Origin of the sequence: Holdemania filiformis DSM 12042 (assembly GCF_000157995.1) — a bacterium.
Lineage (GTDB): Bacteria > Bacillota_I > Bacilli_A > Erysipelotrichales > Erysipelotrichaceae > Holdemania > Holdemania filiformis.
In genome coordinates, this window is the sequence record NZ_GG657557.1 from 317,325 (window position 1) to 324,211 (window position 6,887).

Annotated in this window: 7 protein-coding genes and 1 tRNA gene; 6 read left to right on the top strand and 2 right to left on the bottom strand. The window is 45.4% G+C overall.

The features are described 5' to 3' along the window. Positions 1 to 92 precede the first annotated feature (92 nt). From HOLDEFILI_RS10390 to HOLDEFILI_RS10420, 6 genes are all read left to right on the top strand, one after another. The gene (locus HOLDEFILI_RS10390; RefSeq protein WP_002592913.1) at positions 93 to 629 is read left to right on the top strand and encodes a hypothetical protein; all 537 of its coding nucleotides are present in this window, start codon (positions 93 to 95) and stop codon (positions 627 to 629) included. 300 nt (positions 630 to 929) lie between these two features. Then, the gene (locus tag HOLDEFILI_RS10395; RefSeq protein WP_006059623.1) at positions 930 to 1,478 is read left to right on the top strand and encodes a sigma-70 family RNA polymerase sigma factor; all 549 of its coding nucleotides are present in this window, start codon (positions 930 to 932) and stop codon (positions 1,476 to 1,478) included. Between the two features lie 487 nt (positions 1,479 to 1,965). Further along, a complete protein-coding gene (locus tag HOLDEFILI_RS10405) occupies positions 1,966 to 2,346 on the top strand; it encodes a type II toxin-antitoxin system PemK/MazF family toxin (protein ID WP_002569115.1) in 381 nt (126 codons plus the stop codon). Positions 2,347 to 2,376: 30 nt separating this feature from the next. Next, positions 2,377 to 2,604, top strand: coding sequence for a helix-turn-helix domain-containing protein (locus HOLDEFILI_RS10410; RefSeq protein ID WP_002569114.1), 228 nt, complete (start codon positions 2,377 to 2,379; stop codon positions 2,602 to 2,604). Positions 2,605 to 2,708: 104 nt separating this feature from the next. Continuing rightward, on the top strand, positions 2,709 to 3,146 hold the full coding sequence (locus HOLDEFILI_RS10415; protein WP_002569113.1) for a helix-turn-helix domain-containing protein: 438 nt from the start codon (positions 2,709 to 2,711) through the stop codon (positions 3,144 to 3,146). Then, complete coding sequence (locus HOLDEFILI_RS10420) at positions 3,124 to 4,515, top strand: tyrosine-type recombinase/integrase (RefSeq protein WP_007862346.1); 1,392 nt, start codon at positions 3,124 to 3,126, stop codon at positions 4,513 to 4,515. The genes HOLDEFILI_RS10415 and HOLDEFILI_RS10420 overlap by 23 nt, the downstream gene beginning before the upstream one ends. Positions 4,516 to 4,863: 348 nt before the next feature. Here HOLDEFILI_RS10420 and HOLDEFILI_RS10425 read toward each other — a convergent pair. Both HOLDEFILI_RS10425 and HOLDEFILI_RS10430 read right to left on the bottom strand, forming a co-directional pair. Then, positions 4,864 to 4,940 (bottom strand) — tRNA-Arg (locus HOLDEFILI_RS10425). A gap of 260 nt (positions 4,941 to 5,200) precedes the next feature. Then, positions 5,201 to 6,887 (bottom strand): gluzincin family metallopeptidase (locus HOLDEFILI_RS10430; protein ID WP_006059628.1); only part of this gene is annotated, 1,687 nt, incomplete at its 5' end.

Consider the following 6,887-nt stretch of genomic DNA (forward strand, 5'->3'; position numbering starts at 1 on the left):
ATAGAGAGAGGCACTGCCCTCTCTCACGCTCCTCTGCTATGCTATTTTGTACCTAATATGTTCGCAATATTGCGAACAAGGAGGGATGTTCTATGAGAAAAGAAAGCACAACAATCCAAAAATGTAACAGCAGGCTAACAGCTTTGGGGCTTAACAGCGACGCTGCGTTTCATAGAAGTAAGCTGATTCTAAAGATTTACCGTGATGTAGTCTGGGTTCTGAGTGAACGGGCAGAAGAATTACAAGAAACTGCTTGGATTATGGGAGAACAAGATATAGAGTCTGGCCTCTGCTATCTTGAAAATTTTGCACCAGATATTGAACTGCAAGCCTTTGAAGAAAAAGTTTGCTGCCTTGTTCAAAATCAAATGCTAGTCAATATTATTGACCGTGCACTCCTTCGTCTGAAACGGTATCCGGATCGAGGAGAACTTTACTATGAAATTTTGACTAAGCAATTTATCTATCGGTTCAACAGTACAGAGAAAGAATTGCTGGAAGAACTAAATATAGAGCGCAGTGTCTTTTATGACCGAAAACGAGAAGCCATCTATTTATTTTCTGTTTGCTTGTTTGGATATTCTATTCCAGAAGTCCTGGAGGAGCTGCCCCGACTAAATCCCGACTAAATCCCGACAAATCCCCGACCTAATCCCTACTCCCTTCCGACTTCCGACCTGCTATACTTGTTATAGTGGCAGGAATGCGCTAAATTGAATACTTTTCTACATAAGGCCCGGCATTAACCGGGCTTTTTTCATTCCTGCTGCAATATGGCGGCAGGAACATGGCTGGAGGTGAAAACACTTCCGGCCTTTTTCTTTGCCCGGTATTAGGAGGCCGGTATGCGCTGGGAGGCGTACATAGCAAAATATCCATGACACCGTTCAAATTCGCTGACTACCAAGAATTTGAACGGAGGAAAGGATATGACGAGAGTATTCATTTGGAAAAATAACAGCCCACAGGAATGGGAGGAAATCAGTTTTTCAGCGTTCAGTAAGGCACGCCGCAATGGTTGCTTTACTGGGCGCTTTTTTGTTGAAACAGTCAAAATGTTCCGTGATGAAGATGACCGCATTATCATGGAATGTTCTCGCAAAGATTTTGAAAAATACCAACAGGAGGACCGCCACAGCCGCTATCTCCAGGAACATGAGAAAAGTCGCTCTATATTCCCGGCTTCTCATGTGGGAGATCGTGACGGCACAGAGGAAGGTTATCAGGATACAGATTTGTTTGTGGATGAATCTGTTGATACTGCGGAACAAGCTATTCAGAATTTACTTCTTGAGGATTTACACCAAGCTCTATTGAAACTGAGTCCAGCAGAACGAGATTTTATATTGTCCTATTATGAAATGAAAATACCAAATGCAACTTGTTTAGCCCAACGATATGGTATTACTCGGCAAGCCGCAGATAAGCGATTGAAAAAAATTGAAGAAAAAATAAAAAAGTTGGTTGCGATTTTCTAAAAAAGTGGCAGTAGCAAGTGAGAGGGAAATCCTTTCACTTGCACCTTGACAACCTCATATACGAATCATTAAGTTTGATCCTCTTTGGGCGTAATAGCCGCTACATCAGCGGTATATTTTCTGAGAGCTGCCACTCGCATAACAGGCCAACCCATTTTTGCTGTATAGATGAGTTTTCGGTTTATCAGAAATATATCAGGCTGGAATACATCGGATGGCATCCGGTCATGGCATAACAAGGAGGAAAGCTCTCTTACAGCCATAGTCCGAGCGTGATAATAACCGTCGCAGGCCATGGGTAAGACCAAACGAAGTGGAGGTGAAACTCCTGAGAAGCAGGCCAGCCACCTGCGGCTTAATGATTACCCAAATCCCTGGGGTGTCGTGGACAAGTAAGGGATAAAACAGGCGCTAAATTGAAGGAGACTCTGTAATTTGCAGAGCCTCCTTCTTACATAATCAAATCTCAAAACATAGGAGGATGAACATGAAAGAAGATTGGATTTATAAGCGTGGGGATTTATATTATGCCAATTTGAACCCTTATTTTGGATCAGAGCAAGGCGGCACCCGTCCTGTCCTGGTTCTTCAAAACAATGTGGGGAATTTTTTCTGCCCCACTTTGATCGTAGCTCCACTCACCAGTAAATGGATTAAGAAAAAGGAGCTGCCCACACACTATGCACTGGAGAGCGTTCCAGAGCTTGGACTGAAATCTGTTGTTCTGCTGGAGCAAATTAAAACGATTGATAAAAGGCGTGTTTTATCGTACATTGGGCGCGTATCTCGCGAAGAAATGAGAGCGATTGATGATGCTCTGCAAGTTAGTTTAGATATTCATATTCCGGAGGAAATGGAGGCTCCGTAAGGCCACTTACCGGATAAAGGAGGCGTTTTTATGTTTGAAGCAAGAATTGCGGAATTGAACCGCTTTAATGAACAAAATCCTGTCAGCTATGACAAAAGAACCTATACGGTCGATGAGATTCAGGACATTCTGGGTATCAGTCGTCCCACAGCATATAATCTGGTAAAACAGGGTGTATTCCACAGCGTCAGAGTCGGCGGTCATATCCGCATTTCCAAAAAGAGCTTTGATGACTGGCTGGATCACGCAGATGAATGATTTGTCAAGGATGCCGATCTCCAAATCGACATCCTTAACTTTTTTTCTGCTTTCTCTTACAATGAGGCCATAGCAAGAAAAACTTTATAGAGGAGGCAAAAGCCATGCAAAAACAAAGAGTAAAGACCAGTATGTCTGTACCAGAGATGGGCAAAATGCTTGGGCTTGGTAAAGTAGAATCCTACTGGTTGGTTAAAAAGAACTATTTCAAAACAATTCAAGTGGCCGGACGAATGAGAGTTATGCTGGATAGCTTTGAAGATTGGTATGCCGGCCAGTTCCACTATAAAAAAGTGGATGGTACACCGCCCGGAGAGAAATGGAGGCATACTACGATGTCAGTTCCGGAAATGGCGGATCTTTTGGGGCTGAAATCTGGCACAGCTTATGACCTTGTTAAAAGGGGCTATTTTGAGACGACCTTGATTGATCGAAGAATTCGTATCATTACCAGCAGTTTTGAAGCCTGGTATCAAAAGCAAACTCATTATGTGAAAATCTCAGAAAGGAGCAATGAAAATGGCATCTATCGTGAAGCGTAAAAGCAAATATTCTGTGGTGTATGATTACACAGATGAAAACGGAAAACGCAGACAGCGTTGGGAAACCTTCAGCACAAATGCAGAAGCAAAAAAACGAAAAAAGCAAATTGAGTATGAGCAGGACTCTGGAACCTTCTTTATTCCTACGGCAAAGACCCTGAACGATCTGCTCGATGAATATATGTCCATCTATGGTGTAAATACCTGGGCAATGTCAACATATGAAAGCCGCCGTGGTCTGGCGAGAAACTACATAACTCCTATTATCGGAGATATGTTACTATCCGACATCACTCCAAGGATGATGGATAAGTATTACCGTGATCTGCTCTCTGTGAAAACGGTAAGCGTCAACAACCGCAAACCCACAAGCGAATATCTGACCCCGCATACAGTAAGAGAAATTCACAAGCTACTTCGCAGTGCCTTTAATCAGGCGGTGCGTTGGGAACTAATCAGCCGTAACCCTGTCCTGAATGCGACACTTCCCAAAGAAGAACATAAAGAACGGGATATATGGACTGCCGAAACGCTGAGCAAGGCTATGGAAGTCTGTGATGATCCTATCCTCTCCCTTGCCTTAAATCTGGCGTTCTCCTGCTCTTTACGCATTGGTGAAATGCTGGGCCTTACCTGGGACTGCATTGATATTGCACCACAGAGCATAGAAAATGGTTCAGCTTATATATTCGTCAACAAAGAGCTGCAACGGGTTACACGAGGTGCATTGGACGATTTGAGCGACAAAGGTGTTATTAAGAAGTTTCCACCTTGCATAGCCAGTACCCATACTGCTCTGGTCCTGAAAGAGCCTAAAACCAAAACCAGTATTCGCCGCGTGTACCTGCCGAAAACAGTTGCCTATATGCTGGTAGAGAGAAAAAAAGAAATTGATGAGCTGATGGATCTGTTTGGAGATGAATACATCGACAATAACCTGGTCTTTTGCTCCAGCAATGGCCGTCCGATGGAAAGCCAGGTGATTAACCGTGCTTTCAATAAACTTATCAAAGAAAACGGACTGCCTCATGTTGTATTCCATTCTCTCCGTCACTCCAGTATCACCTACAAGCTGAAACTCAATGGTGGCGATATGAAATCCGTCCAGGGCGACTCTGGTCATGCTCAGGTAAAAATGGTTGCAGATGTCTACTCTCACATCATCGACGAGGATCGCTGCATAAACGCTCAGCGATTGGAGGAAGCATTTTACTCATCCAAGACTCCTGACCCTGTTGAAGATACAGAGCCTAAAACTGCGGATACTGCCGTCACTGAAAGTGATGAAAGTGATGCAGCGAAGATACTGGAACTGCTTAAAAATCCCGAAACTGCCGCACTGCTCAAGCAGCTGGCAAAAGCTTTATAAAGTCCCTCCCTCAGAAGAACGCCTCTCACTTTGTGAGAGGTTTTCTTCGTTTGAACCACTTTGCACAGTGACCAAACACTTTTTTTGTTAGCAAGGTTCTGAAAGCATTTTTGAGCGATGTTAGCAAATTCGCGATTTTGTTTGCAACTTCCTCTAATTTCTGCTAACAAATGTTTGCAAGTTCCTTTGGTAAAAATCGAACCTCTGACTTACCGCCTTTCTTAGCAAAAGGCCAAATCTCGTTAGCAAATGTTAGCAAACCAAGGTTTTTTGCAAAAAAGCCACAAAAGCCGCAGAAATAAGAAAAGCCGAAAACCCTGATAAATCAAAGGTTTTCGGCGTGTTTGCTGGCGTCCCTGGCGGGATTCGAACCCACGGCCTTTCGCTTAGGAGGCGAACGCTCTATCCTGCTGAGCTACAGAGACTTATATTAAATTGAGACTGGCAACGATCACTTTTCCCCGTAAGGCAGCTGGTAGAGCACAACCTTAGGAGGGCGGTGCTCTATCCAGCTGAGCTACGGAAACAGGACATGGCATTTGGCGCTAACGACTCCTTATCCTCAGCGCTAATGCATGTCTTATTATAGCGGACTCCCCTCCGCTTTTCCAGTCCTATTTTAAACCTTCACTGCTTCCTGACCTAAAAATGAAGCAGAGTTTCCCCTGCTTCGCTTGTTTCTATTTTACAGACCTTTAACCTTTTCAGCAATCTCACTGACACAATCCGACGTGAACGGATCCTTCAATCCGCTGCTGGTCAGAGCATCGCGGTATTTGAAATTCGTTGTGAACTGGGTGATCTGGTTGTAAGTGGATAACGCCTGATTCCGATCATCCAGACTCTGCGCCCAGATTTCCAGAGCAGAAATCGCCGAGGTCGCGTAGCTGACATAATAGAACGGCGTTTCAAAATGATGATGAATTTCTACCCATTCATAATACAGCTCGCTGCCGGTAAACTGGTAGAAAATCTCAGAATGCAGCTCGTTAACTTCTTCCAGCGTCAGATCCGGATTGGCAAATACCGCCTGCTGGAATTCATCTTCCGCACAGCCCTGCAGAATCGAGCTGATCATGTTGTAAATCGAATAGATCTTCTGGCCTTCCGCCTGATCTGCACCGAAGAACTGATCATAATACGGCTGCATCAACAGCTCCAGCGCCTGCGAGTGAATTTCCGCAGCATCCAGATTGTTGTTATCATTCCACTTCAATTCCGGCATCAGATAGAAGTTGTAGTAATGCCCGAATTCATGGACAACCGTGTCCGGCTGACGATAATCCGAGGAATTGATAAACATGAACGGCGCGGAATATTCATTAAGAATCGTCGTATAGCCCGCGTGCATTTTATTCGGTTCCGCACTGAAATCATACAGTTTATTGCTCTGCATATAATCCAGAGCTTCGCTCATCTTGCTTGGAAATTCTTTCTGCAGCGCCGTTTTCAGGATCGGCAGCGCCGCTTCCAGATCGCCGTCGCCCGCCTGCATGCCGTTGATCGCATTCACCAGTTCATCATAATGATTGTTAATCATCTGACCAAACGCCGGCAGCATTTCCGTTCTGATTTTCTCGCTGAAATTGTGCGCGTCTTCCGGCGTATAATCGCGACCTAAGACATCATAAGCATAATCCGTATAGTTATCATAACCCAGCTTTTCTGCGATCTGAATGCGCAGGTCGCGCAGCTGCAGATAGATGCCGCCCAGTTCCGCGTTCTTCTTTTCATAAATCTCGCTGTACGCCTGAATTCCCTCATCGGTGGTCAGGTCCAGATCGTCGATTGTAACGGTCTGACCATTCAGCTCCGTGGTGTATTCAGAAGCCAGCAGTTTTGTGTACTGCGTGACCAGATCGTTTTCCTGTTCGCTCAGTTCTTCAATCTCCGGCGAATTCAGCTTGGAATTGATCTCATAGCGTTCGATAAACTCTTCGCCCCAGGCTGCTTTTGCGGCTTCCTGATAGCTGGATTCCAGAATCGTGCCGGTCAGCTCGTTCATCCTGTTGTCCAGACGCGTATAATAGTTATCCAGCGTTGTCATTTCTTCTTCATAGAAGGCGTCGGTCGTATCAAGGTTGTAGTGAATCGTAGCCAAGGAATCCATCGTATCTAAATGCCGGATATCCTCCAGAATCTCATCATACAAGGCCAGCAGTTCGCTCTCCCTGTCCGCTTCCGCGGCCATCGCCTGACAGTCGGCGATCTTCTGATCCAATCCCTCCAGATCCGGCCGGACATACTCCATGCCGCCAAACGGATGCGGCTGATGCTCGACCGAAACGGCTTCTACCCACGGTGTCGGCGTTGCGGAAGGCGCCGGCGCCGGCGTGGATCCACAGCCGCTGAGCAGCAGGCTGAAGGCCGCC